The sequence below is a fragment of the Neisseria sp. P0021.S005 genome (assembly GCF_051956955.1).
This window is the reverse complement of the sequence record NZ_JBQCWY010000548.1, coordinates 1-2,082: the sequence shown is the minus strand read 5'-3', so window position 1 is coordinate 2,082 and position 2,082 is coordinate 1. Positions and strand designations below refer to the sequence as shown.

The window sequence follows — 2,082 nt, the reverse complement described above, 5'->3', positions numbered from 1 at the left end:
GAAAACAGTTATAATAGGCCAATTTTTCAAATCACACGAAAAATGGCCGCGCGGCCATTTTTTTGTTTATGTACTTCTGGAGAAGCATGGATATTCAAAGCATTCTTGATAAAACCCTGCCCGGCTTGGGCTACGAGCTGGTCGATTTCGAACTGACCGCACAAGGCGATTTACGCGTTTTCATCGATAAAGAAGGCGGCATCACCGTCGAAGACTGCGCCACTGTCAGCAACCATCTGAGCCGCGTGTTTATGGTTGAAGACATCGACTACAAACGTTTGGAAATCTCCAGCCCGGGCCTTGACCGTCCGTTGAAAAAAGCCGCCGACTTCGTGCGCTTTGCCGGCCAGAACGCCAAAATCAAAACACGCCTGCCGATTGATGGTCAGAAAAACTTCATCGGCCGCATCGAATCTTGCGAAAACGACATCGTTACCGTCTCTTTCGACGGCAAAACTGCCCAAATCGAATTGAGCAACATCGACAAAGCCCGTTTGCGCCCCGAATTTAAATTTTAAAAACCGATTACTTGGAGATTCTAGAAAATGAGTCGCGAAATGTTACAGCTAGCCGAAGCGCTGGCAAGTGAAAAAAACGTTGAAACGGAAGTCGTATTCAAAGCCCTTGAATTCGCCCTCTCTACTGCCGCCAAGAAAAAAGCCGACCGCGAGCACATGGACGTGCGTGTCGAAATCGACCGCGATACCGGCGAATACCAAACCTTCCGCCGCTGGCTGATTGTTGCCGATGAAGACTACACCTACCCCGACGTAGAAAAAACCATCGAGGAAATCCAAGAAGAAATTCCCGGCACCACCATCCAAATCGGCGAATACTACGAAGAGCAGCTGCCAAACGAAGGCTTCGGCCGCCAAGCCGCGCAAACTGCCAAACAAATCATCCTGCAACGCATCCGCGATGCGGAGCGCGAGCAAAACCTGAACGAGTTCCTCGCTTCTAAAGAAGACATCGTTTCCGGTACGGTAAAACGCGTCGAGCGCCACGGCATTATCGTTGAAGTTGTCGCAGGCAAACTCGATGCCCTGATTCCGCGCGAAGAAATGATTCCGCGCGAAAACTTCCGCAGCGGCGACCGCATCCGCGCCCTCTTCCTGCGTGTGGACGAAATCGGCAATACCGGCCGCAAACAAGTCATTTTGAGCCGTACCAGCGGCGACTTCTTGGCCAAACTCTACGCCAACGAAGTGCCTGAAATTGCAGACGGCCTGTTGGAAATCCGCGAAGTAGCACGCGATCCCGGCCAACGCGCCAAAGTTGCCGTTAAAGCCAACGACCAACGCATCGACCCGCAAGGTACTTGTATCGGCGTGCGCGGTTCCCGTGTTAACGCCGTGAGCAACGAATTGTCCGGCGAACGCATTGACATCGTATTGTGGTCTCCAGAGCCTGCCCAATTCGTAATGAATGCGCTGTCTCCTGCCGAAGTGAGCCGCATTGTAATTGATGAAGACAAACACGCCGTTGACGTGATCGTTGATGAAAACCAACTGGCGCTGGCCATCGGCCGCGGCGGTCAAAACGTCCGTCTGGCTTCCATCCTGACCGGCTGGCAGCTGAACATCATGACCGTTGAAGAAGCCGACGAACGCAATGCCGCCGAAGACGCGGTTATCCGCAACCTCTTCACCACCCACTTGAACATCGACGACGAAACCGCCGATATTTTGGTGGAAGAAGGCTTTGCCACTTTGGAAGAAGTTGCTTACGTTCCAGCGGCAGAATTGCTCGCCATTGACGGCTTTGACGAAGAAATCGTTGAAACCCTGCGCAACCGCGCACGCGACGCTATCCTGACCATTACCATCGCCGCAGAAGAAAAACTGGGTGAAGTGTCTGAAGACATGCGCAATTTGGACGGCGTAGATTCCGACATGTTGCGCAAACTGGCCGAAGCCGGCGTTACCCAACGCGATGATCTGGCCGAATTGTCTGTTGACGAATTGGTCGAAATTACCGGTGTTGACGAAGAAGAAGCCAAAAAAGTGATTTTGGCTGCACGCGAACACTGGTTTACTGAAGAAAACAACTAAGGGGGTACTGAATGAGTAATACAACCGTAGC

Annotated in this window: 2 protein-coding genes; both read left to right on the top strand. The window is 52.2% G+C overall.

The window, feature by feature from the left end; genetic code table 11:
• Positions 1-86 precede the first annotated feature (86 nt).
• Positions 87-518, top strand: a complete 432-nt coding sequence (rimP, locus tag ACTHUE_RS16700) for a ribosome maturation factor RimP (RefSeq protein ID WP_003685973.1) — start codon at positions 87-89, stop codon at positions 516-518.
• Positions 519-545: 27 nt separating this feature from the next.
• The gene (nusA, locus tag ACTHUE_RS16695) at positions 546-2,051 is read left to right on the top strand and encodes a transcription termination factor NusA (protein WP_049330906.1); all 1,506 of its coding nucleotides are present in this window, start codon (positions 546-548) and stop codon (positions 2,049-2,051) included.
• Positions 2,052-2,082 lie beyond the last annotated feature (31 nt).